This is a genomic window from Vibrio sp. DW001, from assembly GCF_029016285.1.
In the GTDB taxonomy this organism is placed as follows: domain Bacteria; phylum Pseudomonadota; class Gammaproteobacteria; order Enterobacterales; family Vibrionaceae; genus Vibrio.
On the sequence record NZ_CP091975.1, the window covers coordinates 833,460 to 851,495 of the forward strand.

Sequence of the window (18,036 nt, forward strand, 5' to 3'; positions counted from 1 at the left end):
TAAGCGCTAATCGAATGAATTATTTCGTTACGCGTAGAACTGGGTTCTCACCAACAACAACAGAACCAGAAAGTTTATTTAACTCTTTGATTTCGTCCATGTTAGATATAACCACTGGCGTTAAAGTTGATTTTGCATTTTCTTCTAGGAAGGCAAGATCAAATTCAATTACTGTGTCGCCTACTTTCACTGATTGACCTTCTTCAGCGATACGCGTAAAACCTTGACCTTTCAGCTCAACAGTATCAATACCGAAGTGAACAAACAACTCAACACCGTCATCCGACTCAATAGAGAAAGCGTGGTTTGTTTCAAAGATTTTACCAATAGTTCCGTTTACTGGAGCTACCATCTTGTCACCAGAAGGTTTGATCGCGATGCCATCGCCAACAATTTTTTCTGCAAAAACAACATCTGGCACATCTTCGATGTTAACAATTTCACCAGATATTGGTGCGATGATTTCGATTGCCCCCGCATCAGCGCTATCATCAGATACTAGCTTTTTAAGCTTGTCAAACAGACCCATGTCGTGCTCCTAAACGTTTAATTTTATTCTATTCTATTGGATTATATTAGCAGATGGATTTTTCTGCGATAAATTTTTCAACATGAGCTTCAATTTCTGCCGCAGTCGCCATTTCTAAAGCTTCATCAGCCATAGCTTTAACTTCTGCGTAATCCGCACCACGGATTATTTTCTTAACGCTAGGAATTGAAATACCACTCATACTAAATTCGTCTAGGCCCATACCCAGAAGAAGTAGAGTTGCGCGTTCATCACCAGCCAACTCACCACACATACCAGTCCACTTACCTTCTTTGTGAGAGGCATCAATCACTTGCTTGATAACAGTTAATACAGCAGGCGATAGTGGATTGTATAGGTGAGAAATCAGTTCATTACCACGGTCTACAGCTAGAGTATACTGGGTTAAGTCGTTAGTACCAATACTAAAAAAAGAAACTTCTTTTGCTAAATGGTGTGCAATTGCCGCTGCTGCTGGAGTTTCGACCATAACGCCGATCTCAACTTCCTCGTCAAACGCTAAGTCTTCAGCACGAAGTTCAGCTTTATACTCTTCAATTGCTTGTTTAAGCTCACGAATCTCTTCAACAGAGATGATCATTGGGAACATGATACGAAGTTTGCCATGCGCAGAGGCGCGTAGAATACCGCGAAGTTGGTCACGAAGAATTTCACGACGATCTAAGCTGATTCGAATGGCACGCCAACCAAGGAATGGGTTCATTTCTTGGGGTAGGTCTAAATAAGGGAGGTCTTTATCACCACCTATATCCATAGTACGGATAATAACGGCTTCGCCTTCCATTGCCTCAGCAACTTCTTTATAGGCTTGGTATTGTTCTTCTTCTGTTGGTAGAGAAGTACGATCCATAAACAGAAATTCAGTACGGTATAGACCCACACCTTCACCACCGTTACGAATGATACCATCACAATCTTTAACAGTACCGATGTTACCGCATACTTCAACTCTGTGGCCATCAGTAGTAATAGCGGTAAGATCTTTTAGTTTTGCTAGTTCTTCTTTTTCTGCGATGAAAGTATCACGGATACTTCGCGCTTCAGTAAGCTCTGTTTCAGAAGGGTTAACAATAATTTTGTTGTTGATTGCATCTAGAATCAACATGTCACCGTTCTTAACTTGAGCCGTGACATTGTTTGTACCAACAATAGCTGGAAGCTCTAAAGAGCGAGCCATAATGGATGTGTGTGATGTACGCCCACCAATGTCACATGCAAAACCCAATACGTAGTCTAGGTTGATTTGTGCTGTTTCAGAAGGGGTTAGGTCGTAAGCGACAAGAATGACTTCTTCATCGATATTGCTAAGAGAGACGAGGTTAATGCCAAGAGCATTTTTAACAAAACGTGAACCGATATCGCGGATATCTGTTGCGCGTTCTTTTAGATATTCATCATCTAAAGATTCTAGTGCTACCGCTTGCTCTTCAATAACCGTATAGATTGCATTATCAACATGCATCTTGTCATGTTTTACGAGTGTTAAAATTTCTGCCTCTAACTCTTCGTCTTCAAGCAACATGATGTGGCCTTCGAAAATGGCTTCTTTTTCTTCGCCAAATGTTTCTAGAGCTTTTTGTTTGACAATATCAAGTTGATACGCGGATTTATCACGTGCTTCGTAGAAGCGTTTAACTTCAGCTTCAACTTGGTCGTCAGAAATTGAGTGAGTATTTAGAACAATTTCGTCTTCTTGAAGAAGTAGTGCTTTACCAAAAGCAATACCAGGAGATGCTAGAATGCCGGAAATCATAGCCTTACCTTAATTTGGTCAACAGTAAAAGAGAGTAGAGTGGTTAACTAAGTATATGTAGTAGAGTTTTGCCGCTAAGTCCAACAAAGCCATTTTGCTTTTAACAAAATGGCCTTGTATTTTGGAGTGCTTGGCTGTTACTCAAGGGTATCCATAAGTGCTACTAGGTGGTCTACAGCAGCTTGAGCCTGTGGGCCTTCAGCAGATAGAGTAACAACAGTACCTTTAACTAGGCCTAGAGTTTGAAGCTTGAATAAGCTTTTTGCGCTAGCGCTTTTACCGTTAGAAGTCACAGTGATATCTGCGTCGAATGATTTAGCTTCTTTAACAAACTGAGCCGCTGGACGAGTGTGAAGACCGTTTTCCGCAGTGATTTCTACTTGTTTTTGATACATGTGATATTACCCCAATCGATTTATTTATTGTTTAAGTACTAGTTTAACTTAACGATATGTCTTGCCCACAAATACAAAGTGAAAATAAGACATATGTAAAACCATTTACCAGTAAGATAAGGTATTTGTATGTAAAATATACCTTATCTCTTAATTTTCTATCTATATTGTTTTATTTCTAGCTTCAAAATAAAACATATCCTGATAGTACCAAACGATTTACAGGGATCAACAAAAAAGCCCCATAAAGGGGCTTTTTTAACGCAAAATTTGATTTAAGCACACTTTTATTACAAATTTACTGCGCGTTTTCTTTTTCTGTAAACAATCCAGAAAATAGAGCGGTACTTAGGTAGCGTTCACCAGAACTTGGTAATAAGGTCACAATAGTCTTACCTTCAAATTCAGGTAACGCTGCAATGCGGTTCGCTGCTACAACGGCTGCACCCGATGAAATACCAGCAAGAATACCTTCTTCTTCCATTAATCGGCGAGCCATTTCAATCGCTTCATCAGATGTGACGGACTCTACGCGGTCAATCAACGACAGATCTAGGTTTTCAGGGATAAAGCCTGCACCGATACCCTGAATCTTATGTGGGGAAGGTTGGATATCATCACCGGCTAATGCTTGGGCAATCACTGGAGATTCTGCTGGTTCAACAGCAACCGAAGTAACCGCCTTGTCTTTGCCTTTGAAGTAGCGTGCGGTGCCTGTGATGGTGCCACCTGTACCAACGCCAGCTACAAACACATCTATTTCACCGTCTGTAGCATCCCAGAGTTCAGGTCCAGTCGTCTGTTCGTGAACGGCTGGGTTTGCTGGGTTATTGAATTGTTGAAGAAGAAGATACTTTGCAGGGTCGCTTGCAACAATTTCTTCTGCTTTAGCTATCGCGCCCTTCATACCTTTGGCCGCTTCAGTTAACTCTAGTTTTGCACCGAGTGCTCTTAGAAGTTTACGACGCTCAAGGCTCATTGATTCTGGCATTGTTAAGGTGATTTTATATCCGCGGGCTGCAGCAACAAATGCCAGAGCAATACCAGTGTTACCACTTGTTGGTTCAACAAGTTCCACACCCGCTTTCAATTTACCGGACTGCTCTGCTTCCCAAATCATGTTTGCACCGATTCGGTCTTTAACACTAAAACTAGGATTACGAGACTCTATTTTGGCTAAAACATTGCCGCCGCTTACTCTGTTAAGACGAACAAGAGGAGTGTTACCAATTGTTAGAGAGTTATCTTCAAAAATTTTGCTCATTTATAGTTGTCCTTTTCTACACGCGATTTCATATGTTGTGTTGTTGTTAAGAATAATAAGCCCTATTAAAAAAAGCAAAAAGACCCAAAAGTTATAACATATTAATGAACGTTCGAATTATCATCATATTTTTTTGGATTTTTAGTGCTTATCTTTAAACTCTTCTACCCACATCGCTGTCGCGCCGCATACTGCAATTGGCATAACGAACAAGTTTAATATAGGTATAGCGGTAAAGAATGCGACACAAATGCCAAAACCATACGCTTTAGATTGATTCTGCTTAAGATCTTGGCGCATTTCGTGAAATGATACTTTGTGATTATCAAAAGGATAATCGCAATATTGAATAGCCATTACCCATGCAGAGAAGATAAACCAAAGTACTGGGCCTATTGTTTGGCCTAAAGCAGGTATAAATAATAGGATAAATAATCCGATCGCTTTAGGTAGGAAATAGACAATTTTTTGCAGTTCACGAGCAATAATGCGTGGGGTATCTCTAATAATGCTAATGAGGTTTTGGTCACTGTCTAACTTGCCACAGAGTTTTTCTTCGACTTTTTCCGCTAGTAACCCATTAAAAGGTGCAGCAATTAAATTTGCTAACGTACTAAAGATATAGGAAAAAGTACCTAAAATAGTAATGGTCAGGACTGGCCATAATAGATACGATAGCCAAGATAGCCAATCTGGTATATAGGATATCCATCCTGTTATCCAATCGTTAAGATGAGAGAACAGGTAAAAAAGGGCGCTACCGACTAAAAGTATGTTAGCCAGCAAAGGGAAAAGAACAAATCTGCGAATACCGGGAGTTAAAGCTAGTTTCATTCCTTGGAAAAAATAGCCAAAGCCACTCTGTTTCATTTTTATTTCTCTTTGTGAAATGTTAGAAAGGTATTGTACCTATGGGTTATGAAACTTTCAAAATGAGAAATTCGTGGTAGCTGTCACATGGTCTTGGCAACTACACGTATTAATTTATTCAAAAACTTCATACACTTTTGGTAAAGTAGGTAGATTAACCGAATTATATTCAATTTGATGTTGATTTTTTCATCAGATACAGCAGAGAGTGAACAATGCAGGAATTGCGATTAGTACTCATTATAGTTGGTGCGCTAGCCATAGCCGCGCTTCTTTTTCATGGGCTTTGGACGAGTAAGAAAGAGAGAAAAAGCAAATTCGCAGAAAAATCTGTCATTGATAGCGATCGTTTAGAAACGTCTCCGGTGATTTCTGATGATGATTTTGACGTAGTGTTAGTCGATAAAAAAGAAGCGGCATTTGGTGTTGATAGACGCTTCTCTCATGATCCGCTTGGTGTTGATGACCCGCTCGACGTAGAAGAAGAGCTTTCGGCACAAAATAGAAGCGTCGAGGCAGATGATTTTCCTCACGTCGTCTTAAATGATGATATTGATGCTCCGTTGGAGGAAAAAGTCATATTTACCGATGCTGAAGATGAGGTTATTTTTAAACCTAAAAAATCGCTCTATGAACAAAGTGAACTAGACGAACCTAAGCTCGCGCCGATGAACAGTGAAGTGGACGTACTCCCAGAATTAGCAGAAGAAAGTGAAGAAGACGAAAAAATGCAGGTTATCGTTATCAATGTTCATTGTTCGGGTGACGAACCGTTTGTTGGGACAAAGCTGTTTGATAGTATGCAACAAAACGGATTGCTTTATGGAGAGATGGATATCTTCCACCGCCATAATGATATTTCGGGAACAGGAAAAGTACTTTTTAGTGTTGCGAATATGATGCACCCGGGTACGCTAAAACACGATAACCCAGCAACCTTTACCACAAAGGGTATCTCATTTTTTATGACCTTACCTGGTTTTGGTGAAGCGGATCAGAATTTTAAAGTGATGCTAAGAACCGCCCAACAGATCGCGGACGATTTAGGTGGCAACGTTCTCGATGAACAACGAAACCTCATGACACCGGATAAGCTATTGAGTTTTCATAATCAAATAAGAGCATTTAAAGCTCGTAGCGCCCAGAAAGAAGTGTGATAAAAAAGGGTTCCGGATGGAGCCCTTTTTTATACTATTAAGAAGAAAAACGGGATTAGGAAAAAAACATGCCTCAGTCGGTCGAAGAAAGACTCATTCAACTTAAACAAGAATTGCATTATCACGGCGTAAAATATTATGTTGAGGATGCTCCTCAGGTGCCAGACGCTGAATATGACCGTTTGATGAGAGAGCTTCTGGATATAGAAGCGCAGTATCCCGAATTCGTTTCAATCGATTCCCCTAGCCAACGAGTGGGTGGATCGCCGCTAGAGGGTTTTACCCAAGTTAAGCATGAAATCCCCATGTTATCTCTCGACAATGCGTTCAGCGATGATGAGTTAGATGCGTTCAAAAAAAGAATGGATGACAGAGTAACCGGCCATGAAATTAAAACCTTTTGTTGTGAACCGAAACTCGATGGATTAGCGGTTAGTCTATTATATGAAAACGGTGTGTTGGTTCAGGCTGCCACTCGGGGAGACGGAAATACCGGGGAAAATATCACAGAAAATGTTCGAACTATAACGGCGATCCCTTTGATACTTCAGGGGGAAGGTTGGCCTACTCGAATAGAGGTTCGCGGTGAAGTGTTTATGCCCAAAGCGGGATTTGAAAAACTCAATCAAGACGCGCTTAAATTTGGCACCAAACCTTTCGTCAACCCGAGAAATGCAGCCGCAGGAAGCCTAAGACAATTGGACTCGCGTATCACAGCGAAAAGACCTTTAAATTTTTATGCTTACAGCGTTGGTGTTATAGAAGGTGGTGAGCTTGAGGGCAGTCACTACGACCGTTTTCTTCAACTTAAAGGCTGGGGGCTGCCTATGTGCCCTGAGACGAGTCAGTTAGACACTCTCGATGCGGTAAAGGCCTATTACCTAGATATTTTGCAACGCAGAGAAGCGCTAGCTTATGAAATCGACGGTGTGGTTATCAAAGTCGATGATATTGAGACTCAAGAGCAGCTTGGTTTTGTCGCAAGAGCGCCTCGTTGGGCTATTGCGTATAAGTTTCCAGCGCAAGAAGAGCTCACTAAGCTCAATGATGTTGAGTTCCAAGTTGGACGAACTGGAGCGATAACACCCGTGGCGAAACTTGAACCCGTATTCGTTGGTGGTGTGACCGTTAGTAATGCAACATTACATAATGCAGATGAGATAGAACGATTAGGCATCAAGATCGGTGACACGGTTATTATTCGTCGTGCAGGGGATGTCATACCACAGATCACCAGTGTTGTTTTAGATCGGCGGCCTGATGATGCTTCGGACATTATTTTTCCAACGGATTGTCCTGTCTGTCATTCTTCCGTGGAGAGAATAGAAGGAGAAGCGGTTGCTCGTTGTAGCGGCGGGCTGGTTTGTCAGGCACAGCGTAAAGAAGCGTTGAAACACTTTGTGTCTCGTAAGGCGCTTGATGTTGATGGGCTAGGGGTGAAAGTGATTGAGCAGCTTGTCGATAAAGAAATGGTCGACTCTCCAGCGGATCTTTTTAAGCTCTCAGCTGGGTTATTGACGGTTCTTGAACGTATGGGGCCAAAGTCTGCTCAAAATGTGGTTAATGCATTACAAGCCTCAAAAGAAACAACCTTACCTAGGTTTCTTTACTCATTAGGTATAAGGGAGGTTGGGGAAGCAACGGCAGCAAACCTAGCGGCGCATTTTAAAACCTTACCTGCGGTTCAAGATGCCACATTGGAGCAGTTGATCGAAGTTTCAGATGTTGGAGATATCGTTGCCAAGCATGTTGTTTATTTTTTCAAGCAAGAAAAAAACCAACTAGTCATTGCAGATCTTATCAGACAAGGTATCCATTGGACCGAGATTGAAGAGCTTTCTGAGGATGTGCCTCAACCTCTTGCGGGTAAAGTCGTCGTGTTAACCGGGTCACTCTCTCAGTTGAATCGCAATGACGCAAAAGCAGCGCTACAAGCACTCGGAGCCAAGGTTACGGGTAGTGTATCGAAAAAAACAGATATTCTATTTGCCGGTGAAGCAGCAGGCTCTAAACTAACCAAAGCACAAGAATTAGGGATAGAGATTCTTGATGAGCAGGCGCTTGTGGACTTGCTGAACGTGTAAATAGTTGTCTTGTTCGGGTTGGTGAATGAAAGCCGGGCTTTGCCTGGCTTTTTTTTGTTCGTATATGAATCAGTAATAGATAAACTAACATGCGATGTACCGTTGCTATTACTTTTCATTGGAGGTGTTAAATATGATGAATATTAGTCAAGTTTCGAAAACGACCCAGTTGTCTTCAAAATCTATTCGACTGTATGAGGATAAAGGGTTGATCTCGGCTCCAGTACGTTCTGCTAATGGATACCGTCAATACAGTGACTCACATATCGAGGAATTATTGATTGTTGCGAGAGCAAAAAGAGTCGGTTTTACACTAGAAGAATGCAAAGCCTTAGTCCATTTAGCAAGCAATTCAGAAACGACGAGTGCTGAAGTAAAAAGACGTGCAGAAGAAAAGTTGTTAGAAGTGAATACAAAATTGGATGAGCTGACAGTGATAAAAAACCAGTTAGAAAAGTGGGTAGCGGAGTGCCCTGGAGATTCTGGTAACGCATGTCCAATTATGGACGATTTAAAATCGTAATCAGTTGTTGAGTTATTTTGAACGACATCATGTCGTTAAGCTGAACACGTATTATGGGCTTTAATCTGCTCATTAAAGCCCATGGTTTAATGCTTTAAACTGCTTCAATGGTAACGACAATGCCATCCACATCAACGACCTTGACCAGCGTGCCAGCGGCTATGTCTTTATGGGTTCGAGCCGACCAAGTTGTATCACCTAGTCGAATACGACAATTGCCTTCTTGTACGTCTTCTTCAAGCCTTGTTATTTTACCAACTAACTGTTTTTCTCTTTGATTAAGTGAGCTATTGGCTTCAGACTGCACATCTTTTTTATACTGATACCGCCACCATCCCCACGTTGTCACTAATGAAAAACTTGCGAACGTAATCCATTGTAACTGCCAGCTCATCGGCAATAACGTAAATAAGATACCGACCAATATAGCGGATATACCTAACCATAAGAAATATCCGGCAGTCCCAATGAGTTCTCCTGAAAGCAACACGAGCCCAAACGCTATCCAATGCCAGTGGTTAACTTGGCTGAGTAGTTCTATCAACATGTATTTTTACTTCTCATCTTTTTGATGTTTAAACATCTCAGCAATGCCTGCAATAGAGCCCATTAAGCCCGATGCCTCTAGAGGTAACATGATTATCTTACTATTTTCTGCTTGTCCAATCGATTTAAGAGCGTCGGTATAACCTTGTGCAATAAAGTAATTTACCGCCTGCATATCGCCTTGAGCAATAGCATGCGATACCATTTCGGTTGCCTTAGCTTCGGCTTCAGCAGATCGTTCACGCGCTTCAGCCTGCAAAATAGCCGCCTGTTTTTCACCCTCAGCTCTTAAGATAGCAGACTGCTTATGGCCCTCAGCCTTGAGAATCTCAGCCTGACGGACACCTTCTGCTGAAAGAACATCTGCGCGCTTATTTCGTTCCGCCTTCATTTGAGCATTCATCGCTGCGGTGAGGTCTGCTGGTGGCTGTACGTCTTTAATCTCGATACGGGTGACTTTTACGCCCCAAGGATTGGTTGCTTCATCGACGATCGAGAGAAGTTTAATGTTGATCATGTCTCTTTGGCTCAACATTTCATCTAGCTCCATAGAGCCGAGAACAGTACGAATATTGGTGAGCGTTAGGTTTCTGATCGCATGTTCGAGATCGTTTACTTCATAGGCCGCTTTTGCCGCATCAACGACTTGTACAAAACAGACGGCATCAATGGTGACATTGGCATTATCTTTAGAAATCACCTCTTGCGCCGGAATATCAAGCACTCGTTCCATCATGCTGATTTTCGATCCTACACTGTCAACAAACGGGATGATTAAGTTCAGGCCAGGCTTCAACGTATGGGTGTAACGTCCAAATCGTTCAATCGTCCAGTTACTCCCTTGAGAAACCGTTTTAACACCAGCGGCTATAAAAGCAATGGTGACTACGATTAAGACCGCAATGGTAATAAGTACATCTAAAGCCATGTTATATCCTTTTTATTTTTGTCTGAAACGTAATGTCAGCCTATTGAACAATGATAAAATTATTCAGCCTTAAAATATGCCTGCTTTCGCCACAACTTCAAGCAATAAGCTGTTTTGGTGACATTATTTTGCCAGAATATCAAAGTATAGACCGCGATTAAGATATCTTGCGAGCTATTCTTCGCTAATGTAAAAATTCGCTCAGAGATAGCCAACAAGGTTCATTAGGAAGAGTGCGTTAATTGATTTAATCCGATTTAGTAGAGCAATGAGTATAGTTGTCGACGGTATTTCGCTGCGGTGCTGTTTCCTTGACCTAAAGCGGAAAGAATATCCATAAATGACTTTTTCATTTCGCCATCGGCTACATTTAGGTCTTTTACTAGAAATGACCACAGCAGCGCTAGTGACTCTTCACTTCTAGCAACTTGGTGATATTGTAATGCGAGCTCAATGGCCACTATTGCGTCGAGTGGATTTTGGTTGAGGCGATTTTCTAAAGCTTGTATCTCTGGGCTATCAGCAGCTTGATCATGCAATTCTAACTTTGCGACTAAACCTTTATAGTAATTGTCTTGATATTCTAATGGGATATGAGCAAGCAATGCTTTTGCTTGTTCAAATTGTAGGGTTTCTATTAGGCAGTCGACGGTGGCAAGTTTTATATCACCCCTTATTTTTAACTCTTCCGATAAGGTATTGATTAAAGATAATGCTAGTTCGTGTTCACCTGCTTGCAGTTTTTCTTGTGCTTCTTTTAATGTTAATTCGTCTTGGCTTGGCAAATGCTTACTTAGCATTTCCTTTATGGCTTCAATGGTTTGAGGTCCACCTAATCCGTCGACGGGTTGGCCATTCATAAAAAGAGCAATAGTAGGAAGTGCTTGCACACCAAATTGACTTGAGATCGCTTGTTCTTGTTCACAATTGAGCAGTGCGAGAGTAAATGCGCCTTTATACTGTTGAGTCAGTGTTTGTAACGCTGGGATTATCTCGGTGCTTTCTGGGCTCATTGGTGCCCAAAAGTGGATGAGAACAGGATGTTGAACAGATTGTTCTAGAACTTGTCGAAAATTTTGTTCGTTCAACTCTACGATATTCTCAGGTTGCATGCGATTTCCTTAATTAATATTGTTTCTCTTTAAATAGGGGTATGAAGGTCTAATATCAAGAGTGGCAATCCTTAAGAAACAAAAAAACGTCCAATGTGGACGTTTTTTTGTTCAAACTTGGGGGGAGGGCGCTACAGCGTTAAAATAAACAGTAGCGCAACACCCACACCAATCCAATTTAGTTGGTTTAATGTCATCGTCTTCACCGAATGTAACGCTTAAAAGCCTGTATGGTATTTACCATCGTAGTAATGGTATATACATTGTATTACAGAAACATGACAGTCTTATCAAATTCGAGAGTATTTTGAGCAAAAAAGGGCAATAATTTTCTATTTAGTACGAATTTACATCGTCACGCTGCTTTTCTAAGTATTGCGTCTAGCCATCGTCCGGGCATTATTCGTTTTAATATGGAAAACACTTTGGTTGGTGTCGTGATTCGATATCGTAGTTTTGGTCGTCGTGATCTTAGGGCGTCTAATAATGGTTCTATTATTGAATCGGCAGGTAGAGCGAATGCGTTTTTGGATTTTGTATCGGCTAATCTCGCCAGTTGGACTTGGTAAGCACTTTTATGTGCACTGTTGTCGACGTCTATCCATTGCTGAAACTTTAACAAAGCATTTGCCCGAAACTGTGTCTCTATCGGTCCGGGCTCAATAATACTTATTTTTATATCCGTATCGAATAACTCTAAACGTAAGGTATCGCTCCATCCCTCAACGGCAAACTTAGATGCATTGTATGCGCCACGATATTTCATGGCGGCGAAGCCAAGTACAGAGCTGTTTTGAATAATGCGTCCAATCCCCTGTTTTCGCATATAAGGCAATATTTCACATACAAGTTGGTGCCAACCAAAGAAATTACTTTGGAACTGTTCTTTGAGCGCTTGCACTGGCAGGTCTTCAAGTGCTCCTGTCTGGCCATAGGCACCATTGTTAAAAAGCGCATAGAGTTTGTTATCACAGAGGTGCATGGTTTTCAGTACTGCTCTTGAGATACTCTCCGGATCATTGAGATCTAACTGGATGCAGGTTAAGCCTTCTGTGATAAGTCTTTGTACATCAGCTTCATTCCGGCATGAAGCGATCACATTAAACCCTTCTTCCTTCAATGCGTGGGCACACACATAACCAATGCCTGAAGAGCACCCTGTGATAAGAATCGTTTTTGACATAGTGTTAATCTATTTTCTCTGAATAAATTTGATGAATGATTGTCACATCGTCAACGCTGTAGTAACGCTTTCATTGCGGGCTCGAGCCTAGAATAGGTGAAGTTAAAGCCTAGTTCAGTTAGACGTTTGGGTTTTGCTCGAATACTATCGAAAAGTAAGCAGCTTGATTCGCCCATGACAAGGTTAAAAAACCATTTCGGTGTCGCGAGTAATAATGGTCGATGTATTGTCGAGGCTAAGCACTGACTAAATTCTGCGTTGGCTATAGGATGAGGAGCGCTAAAATTAAAGTAACCACTTGCATGCGGAGTGTCTAACAGAAAAAGAAGACCTTTAACCATATCCAATATATGTATCCAAGGCATATATTGTTTGCCATTACCTAAGCGACTTCCGGCACCAAACTTAAACGCCGGTAGCATCAAGGGGAGTGCGCCTCCTTTGATGCCTAAAACCAATCCAGTTCGAACGATACATACACGGGTAGATTCTGACTTAGCTTGTTTGGCAATAGACTCCCATGTGGAGCAAACATGATGAGTAAATCCCTCATGGTAGGCGCTCAAAGATTCATCGAAAGAGTGACCTTGTTGATCGCCGTAATAACCAACTGCGGACCCACTGATAAAGGTTGCAGGAGGATTGGTGCTTGCGTGAATGAGCTCAACGAGCTTTTCTGTGATAGACCAGCGGCTGTTGCATATCGCTTTTTTTTGTTTATGACTCCACCTTTTTCCGGCAATGGGTTCTCCAGCAAGATTAATAACGGCGTCAATATCATTAAAATTATTGTAATCATCTAGGCTATCGACATAGGTGATGTTGCCTAAGTCCGCATGTTGGAGTTTAGATTTTGCTGCGGTGATATTTCGAGTGAGAAGTACAATTTGATGTGTCGAGAGTTGTTTGACCAATTCTGAACCGATAAAACCTGTCCCACCAGTTAGCAATATTTGCATGTGCCCTCCTTAGCGAATGATTTTTGAGCTCTAATTATATACCCAAGTTGCTAAGATCTGTTGATCTTTCGTGGTTAATTTTAATGCAGATCGACAGATCCGGATCAAACTAAATAACTTGAGCTTTAGTCAAATATCTCATTTTTGTAAAATAAAAGAGATAGTTGTGGACGTGATTTTAACTTTTGACCAACATAAGAATAAGAGAATATTCTAAAGGGAGGCGCCATGAAAGCATTGATAGCATTATTTAAAGCGATGCTTGGAAGTCTGCGCGATCTTCTCCCTATCATCATCGTTATCGCTTTTTTTCAACTTGTTGTACTGCAAGAACCTCTTCCAAATATAATGTCTATTCTTTTGGGCTTACTATTTGTTGTCCTCGGGCTAACCTTCTTTATTTTTGGTTTAAATATGGGGCTATTTCCCATCGGGGAAAGCATGGCTCAATCTTTTGCCCGTAAAGGTAGTGTTTTTTGGTTAATTTTGTTCGCGTTTTGTTTAGGCTTTGGAACCACGATAGCGGAACCTGCTTTGACGGCGGTTGCGCAAGAAGCTGCTGAAGTTGCTGCGGAAGGTGGCGTCATTGCACAAACTATAGAGGAAATGGACGATTATGCGAATGGACTTAGGATAACCGTTGCGCTTTCGGTGGGACTCGCGATTGTCATTGGTGTCGTTCGTATTCTTAAAGGCTGGCCTATTCATATTATGATCACAGGTGGCTATATAGGGGTAATTATTCTGACTTGGTTTGCACCTGAAACTATTATAGGCATCGCGTATGACTCAGGAGGGGTAACGACGTCTACCATCACCGTACCATTGGTAACGGCATTAGGGGTTGGATTGGCGTCGTCTATCAAGGGACGAAATCCAATGCTTGATGGATTCGGATTGATAGCTTTTGCCTCTTTGCTTCCTATGATGTTTGTTATGGTATATGGGATGGTATTAGCATGATTAATGTATCTCAATTTATCGATACTTTTACTGGAACGGTACTCGATGTTATTCCAATCGCGACCATTATTTTTGGATTCCAGTTAGTTGTGCTTAGAAAGCCGATTGCTAATTTAACCAGTGTCATTCTTGGTTTCTTTTACGTCATTTTGGGACTGTCCTTATTTTTGTTAGGGCTAGAGTTGGCGCTATTTCCATTGGGTGAAACGATGGCAGAGCAATTAACTGCGCCTGAATTTCTTTACTCTTTTAAAGACAACCTCACAGAGTCACTGAGCTGGATTGACTATTATTGGGTATATCTTTTTGCTTTTTCGATTGGATTTAGTACCACCATTGCCGAACCATCCTTGATTGCCGTTGCTATCAAGGCAAATCAAGTTTCAGGTGGTTCGATTAGTGTTAATGGCTTACGTATTGCGGTGGCGTTGGGTGTCGCTATCGGGATATCTTTAGGGAGCTATCGAATCGTCGTTGGCGATCCTATACATTATTACATCATGGTTGGTTATATCGTGGTGATTATACAAACAAATTTTGCCCCTAAAATGATAGTGCCATTAGCCTATGATTCAGGTGGTGTAACAACATCGACAGTGACCGTACCGTTAGTTACTGCATTGGGTTTAGGCCTTGCTTCTACTGTTCCAGGAAGAAATCCTGTTATAGATGGTTTTGGCTTAATTGCGTTTGCAAGTTTGTTCCCAATTATTTCAGTCATGGCTTATGCCCAAATTACTCAATGGTTAAATGCAAGATCTGTTTCTAAGGAGAATGAGAATGCGCTTTAAACTAATAATCGCATTTGTGGAAGACACAAAGACAGATACAGTTTTAGATGCTGCGCGCTTAGCAGGCGCTACTGGTGCTACCGTCATTAACAATGCTAGAGGGGAAGGGCTAAATCAAAAGACCACTTTCTTTGGTCTTACGTTGGAGGTTCAGAAAGATGTGCTTTTGTTCGTCGTGGAAGAACATTTATCGAGACACATACTGGAGACCATTAATACCGTAGGCGAATTTGATGAAGAGTCAGGGCAGGGTATCGCAATACAGATCGATATTGAAGATGCCGTAGGGGTTGCTCATCAGATAGAGACATTAACGAAAGTCGTAGAGGAAGAGCTATGAATCAGCACAAGGTTGTTAGAGTTCGAGATGTAATGGCAAATTCTTATGTCATGGTTGATGGAATAACAACGGTCAAAGAAGGTATTCGATTGGCGAGGCTACATGTTGTAAAAGCACTTGTTGTAAACAAACGGAATGAGGATGATGAATACGGCATTGTATTGATGAACGATGTAGCGAAAAAAGTATTGGCGCAAAATAGGTCCGTTGAGCGTACTAATATCTATGAAATCATGACGAAACCAGCCCTCTCAGTAGACCCGGATATGAATGTGAAGTATTGCGCTCGTCTCTTTGAGCGTTTTGGCGTAAGTCGCGCACCAGTGATAGATAATGGTAAAGTTATTGGTATGGTGAGTTACAACAATATTGTTGTTAATGGTATGGCTTTAGACGCATAAAATAAGAGATAAAACGTCATGAAATTATTTTTTGCTTCTGACCTGCATGGTGCCTTGCCTGTAACAGAGCTTATGCTAAAAAAATACCGACAGTCTGGTGCCGACCATTTGATAGTTTTAGGCGATATCTTAAATCATGGCCCAAGAAATCCTGTCCCTGATGGGTATCAACCTGCACAGGTTGCTGAGCGACTGAATGAATATAGCAGTGAAATAATCGCGGTACGCGGCAATTGTGATAGTGAAGTAGATCAGATGCTACTTCAATTTCCAATGCTTGAGACTAATGCATGGGTCTTGCTTGGCGGTGGCGTGCGAATATTCTTAACCCATGGTCATATTTACAATAGCGAAAATAGACCATCGTTAAGGGTAGGAGATGTGATCGCACATGGACATACTCATCTACCTATTGCGGAAAAAGTGGCCGATCAGTTTATCTACAATCCCGGCTCTATTACCTTCCCTAAAGGAGGACATGTTGCAAGCTATGGCCTTTATGAAGAAAAGACCTTTAAAGTACTGTCGTTTGCTGATGAGGTTTTAAAGCAAGTCAGTATTTGATTTTAACGGGAATGGTTTTATAAAGAGCGCCACATCTCTTAACCGCAGAAGTGGCACTTTGAATATCAGTTAAAGCATAAATTATTAGTTTGAAGAGAGAATACGTGAGCCATGATTTAGGCTAGTAAGTAATATGGCTTTCGTGTTGATTACATCCACTCTACGGCTCTGCTCTGCGTCCATGATAAATAGTGTTTTTACTATACCTAGCTGCTCTTCAGTAAAATCGACACTCGTATTCGTCGATGTTTCCTTGAACTCTTTTGGATTAATAAGTAAGTAATTATCACTCAATTCCCATTGTCCCGATTCAGAAATATTCATAACCGAAGTAATTTGGTCCTTTTTCTCGAACATCGTGAGACGAGAGACTCGTAGATACGTTCCGTTGGGCAAATATTTAACATTGCTGCTGACATAAACCTTGGTTAAAATACCAAGTCTATTGGTATCGTTATTTTGTAATTCGGGTGATACATAGCTGTTCATGGTCGATTGCCACTCACGGGATGTCAGTTCTTTTTCTAATTTTAGGTCTGAACCGAAGTATAGCCAAGAGCTAAAAATCACTGAAAGAGTGAGTACAACATAGGCGTATTTTTGATTGATCATGTTCTACTCCTAATTCTTACACAAAGCGGATATATCTTGCTGCTTTGCGATAAGCTGAATGGTAATGTTTTCCGATGTATTTGACTCAGAATAAACATAATTCATGATTAAGTTATTGTTAGGCCCAGCAGTAACGATAATCTCTATCGGCTTGTGCTTGTGCCCGGCAACATACGCAGAGACACATTTGTTAATCAGTGGTTGCCAATCATCTAATGGTGGGTGATTCTCTGTTGTACGTAATGGTATGTTTTCGATCGTATCAATTAATTTAAAATTAGATTTTGCAGGCTCAATTGCCATATAGACAAAAATAGGTAATAGCGCTGCAATGATAAGAATTACTTTCGTTATTAATCGTTCATGCTTATTCGAGGTTGAGATAAGTTGCTCATCATCGACGGGTTTGATGTGCTTTTGATCAGCCTCGGTTTCAATGGCATCTTTGAACACTTTATCCGATGAGAAAACGATGTCTTCAGTGTTCTCTTGACTAATTTCTTCGATGCTTGATGATAACGGAATAGTTTTCTCTACATTTGCAATAAACTGATAGCCTCGTTTAGGCACGGTTTTGACAAACTTTGGCGCTTTGGTTGAATCTAGTAGCACTTTTCTTAGTGTGGAAATTGCTTGAGTTAGGCTAGAGTCATCAACTTGAAACCCTTGGTCTCTCCAGACAAACTCATGGAGTTCATCGCGAGTTATGATCTGATTTGGACGCTCACAAAAAAGCAGCAGTATTCGACTTTCATTGCTACCCAAACGACTTAGTTCATTACCATCTATTTTATCGATAATGGAGTTGTTGTTCGGATCAAATACAAATCGTTGTGCCAGAAGAAATTTGGTACCTACGCTACTCATTGATTATCTTTTACACCTTAAGTGATTGAATAAAAAGTGGAATGTCTAGAGAATGCATGTGTTCACTAGACTAATGATATAAGAATTTTACAAATTTTGATAAAAACTTAGCGCAGAATAAACAAAAATGTTTGTAAAAAACACTGTTTTTATGAAACTTGACCTTGAATTTAC

General features: G+C 41.0%; 20 protein-coding genes. 8 read left to right on the forward strand and 12 right to left on the reverse strand.

The annotated features are described in order from the left end of the window. Positions 1 to 19: 19 nt before the first annotated feature. The 5 genes from crr to cysZ all read right to left on the reverse strand — a co-directional run bounded on the left by crr (position 20) and on the right by cysZ (position 4,832). Complete coding sequence (gene crr, locus L3V77_RS04065) at positions 20 to 529, reverse strand: PTS glucose transporter subunit IIA (RefSeq protein WP_195702528.1); 510 nt, start codon at positions 527 to 529, stop codon at positions 20 to 22. Between the two features lie 46 nt (positions 530 to 575). Continuing rightward, positions 576 to 2,303 (reverse strand): phosphoenolpyruvate-protein phosphotransferase PtsI, encoded by a 1,728-nt coding sequence (gene ptsI / locus L3V77_RS04070; RefSeq protein WP_275135844.1) that lies wholly within the window; start codon positions 2,301 to 2,303, stop codon positions 576 to 578. 137 nt (positions 2,304 to 2,440) lie between these two features. Continuing rightward, positions 2,441 to 2,698, reverse strand: a complete 258-nt coding sequence (locus L3V77_RS04075) for an HPr family phosphocarrier protein (RefSeq protein ID WP_195702530.1) — start codon at positions 2,696 to 2,698, stop codon at positions 2,441 to 2,443. A gap of 298 nt (positions 2,699 to 2,996) precedes the next feature. Then, positions 2,997 to 3,962 carry a cysteine synthase A gene (cysK, locus tag L3V77_RS04080; protein WP_275135845.1) on the reverse strand — a complete coding sequence of 322 codons (966 nt, stop codon included), beginning with the start codon at positions 3,960 to 3,962 and terminating at the stop codon, positions 2,997 to 2,999. A 141-nt stretch (positions 3,963 to 4,103) separates the two neighbouring features. Then, positions 4,104 to 4,832, reverse strand: coding sequence for a sulfate transporter CysZ (gene cysZ / locus L3V77_RS04085; protein WP_275135846.1), 729 nt, complete (start codon positions 4,830 to 4,832; stop codon positions 4,104 to 4,106). Between the two features lie 215 nt (positions 4,833 to 5,047). On the opposite strand from cysZ, the gene zipA reads away from it, so the two are divergent. The 3 genes from zipA to cueR all read left to right on the forward strand — a co-directional run bounded on the left by zipA (position 5,048) and on the right by cueR (position 8,596). Continuing rightward, positions 5,048 to 5,989, forward strand: coding sequence for a cell division protein ZipA (gene zipA, locus L3V77_RS04090; RefSeq protein WP_275135847.1), 942 nt, complete (start codon positions 5,048 to 5,050; stop codon positions 5,987 to 5,989). 68 nt (positions 5,990 to 6,057) lie between these two features. Continuing rightward, entirely contained in the window at positions 6,058 to 8,073 is a 2,016-nt protein-coding gene (gene ligA, locus L3V77_RS04095) for an NAD-dependent DNA ligase LigA (protein ID WP_275135848.1), read from the forward strand. Positions 8,074 to 8,209: 136 nt separating this feature from the next. After that, entirely contained in the window at positions 8,210 to 8,596 is a 387-nt protein-coding gene (gene cueR / locus L3V77_RS04100) for a Cu(I)-responsive transcriptional regulator (RefSeq protein WP_275136688.1), read from the forward strand. 94 nt (positions 8,597 to 8,690) lie between these two features. On the opposite strand, the gene L3V77_RS04105 is transcribed toward cueR, so the two are convergent. From L3V77_RS04105 to L3V77_RS04125, 5 genes are all read right to left on the reverse strand, one after another. Then, on the reverse strand, positions 8,691 to 9,140 hold the full coding sequence (locus tag L3V77_RS04105) for an NfeD family protein (protein WP_275136689.1): 450 nt from the start codon (positions 9,138 to 9,140) through the stop codon (positions 8,691 to 8,693). A 9-nt stretch (positions 9,141 to 9,149) separates the two neighbouring features. Further along, positions 9,150 to 10,070, reverse strand: coding sequence for an SPFH domain-containing protein (locus tag L3V77_RS04110; RefSeq protein WP_275135849.1), 921 nt, complete (start codon positions 10,068 to 10,070; stop codon positions 9,150 to 9,152). 257 nt (positions 10,071 to 10,327) lie between these two features. Then, complete coding sequence (locus L3V77_RS04115; RefSeq protein WP_275135850.1) at positions 10,328 to 11,182, reverse strand: co-chaperone YbbN; 855 nt, start codon at positions 11,180 to 11,182, stop codon at positions 10,328 to 10,330. Positions 11,183 to 11,537: 355 nt separating this feature from the next. Further along, entirely contained in the window at positions 11,538 to 12,365 is an 828-nt protein-coding gene (locus L3V77_RS04120) for an SDR family oxidoreductase (protein ID WP_275135851.1), read from the reverse strand. Positions 12,366 to 12,415: 50 nt separating this feature from the next. Further along, positions 12,416 to 13,324 carry a TIGR01777 family oxidoreductase gene (locus tag L3V77_RS04125; RefSeq protein ID WP_275135852.1) on the reverse strand — a complete coding sequence of 303 codons (909 nt, stop codon included), beginning with the start codon at positions 13,322 to 13,324 and terminating at the stop codon, positions 12,416 to 12,418. Between the two features lie 228 nt (positions 13,325 to 13,552). Here L3V77_RS04125 and L3V77_RS04130 point away from each other — a divergent pair, with 228 nt between their 5' ends. Genes L3V77_RS04130 through yfcE form a run of 5 tightly spaced genes read left to right on the forward strand, consistent with a single transcriptional unit; the run spans position 13,553 to position 16,383 of the window. After that, positions 13,553 to 14,287, forward strand: a complete 735-nt coding sequence (locus tag L3V77_RS04130) for a DUF1538 domain-containing protein (protein WP_275135853.1) — start codon at positions 13,553 to 13,555, stop codon at positions 14,285 to 14,287. Next, complete coding sequence (locus tag L3V77_RS04135) at positions 14,284 to 15,078, forward strand: DUF1538 domain-containing protein (RefSeq protein WP_275135854.1); 795 nt, start codon at positions 14,284 to 14,286, stop codon at positions 15,076 to 15,078. The genes L3V77_RS04130 and L3V77_RS04135 overlap by 4 nt, the downstream gene beginning before the upstream one ends. Further along, on the forward strand, positions 15,068 to 15,418 hold the full coding sequence (locus L3V77_RS04140) for a P-II family nitrogen regulator (RefSeq protein ID WP_275135855.1): 351 nt from the start codon (positions 15,068 to 15,070) through the stop codon (positions 15,416 to 15,418). The genes L3V77_RS04135 and L3V77_RS04140 overlap by 11 nt, the downstream gene beginning before the upstream one ends. Further along, a complete protein-coding gene (locus tag L3V77_RS04145; protein ID WP_275135856.1) occupies positions 15,415 to 15,819 on the forward strand; it encodes a CBS domain-containing protein in 405 nt (134 codons plus the stop codon). The genes L3V77_RS04140 and L3V77_RS04145 overlap by 4 nt, the downstream gene beginning before the upstream one ends. A gap of 18 nt (positions 15,820 to 15,837) precedes the next feature. After that, complete coding sequence (gene yfcE / locus L3V77_RS04150) at positions 15,838 to 16,383, forward strand: phosphodiesterase (protein ID WP_275135857.1); 546 nt, start codon at positions 15,838 to 15,840, stop codon at positions 16,381 to 16,383. Positions 16,384 to 16,467: 84 nt separating this feature from the next. On the opposite strand, the gene L3V77_RS04155 is transcribed toward yfcE, so the two are convergent. Both L3V77_RS04155 and L3V77_RS04160 read right to left on the reverse strand, forming a co-directional pair. Continuing rightward, positions 16,468 to 16,995, reverse strand: coding sequence for a regulatory protein ToxS (locus L3V77_RS04155; RefSeq protein WP_275135859.1), 528 nt, complete (start codon positions 16,993 to 16,995; stop codon positions 16,468 to 16,470). A gap of 9 nt (positions 16,996 to 17,004) precedes the next feature. Beyond that, the gene (locus tag L3V77_RS04160; protein ID WP_275135860.1) at positions 17,005 to 17,862 is read right to left on the reverse strand and encodes a transcriptional regulator; all 858 of its coding nucleotides are present in this window, start codon (positions 17,860 to 17,862) and stop codon (positions 17,005 to 17,007) included. Between the last annotated feature and the right edge of the window lie 174 nt (positions 17,863 to 18,036).